Annotated in this window: 1 protein-coding gene; it reads left to right on the forward strand. The window is 50.5% G+C overall.

Annotation, left to right across the window (positions count from 1 at the left end; translation table 11 throughout):
• Positions 1-198: hypothetical protein (locus tag ACGF49_RS25525; RefSeq protein WP_387493655.1), on the forward strand; the 198-nt coding region annotated here is incomplete at its 5' end.
• Between the last annotated feature and the right edge of the window lie 20 nt (positions 199-218).

Raw genomic sequence — 218 nt, forward strand, 5'->3', positions numbered from 1 at the left:
GCACTACAGGGGTTCGGCCTGGGTCTCTTACTGGGGGCGTTTGTCCTGACCGGCAGCTGGCTGGGCCTTTACCGGCCGCTGCAACAGCAGCTCACCGCCCTGACCGACACCTGTCTTTCCTACACAAATATTTTAACCTGCCCCCTCGTTATTGAACTTTTTCCTCATAGATTGATCTCAATAACAAACACGACTTGAGGTAATCTTTATGTTTTCAA

The organism is Photorhabdus sp. RM96S, assembly GCF_042879335.1.
GTDB classification, from domain to species: Bacteria; Pseudomonadota; Gammaproteobacteria; order Enterobacterales; family Enterobacteriaceae; genus Photorhabdus; species Photorhabdus kayaii.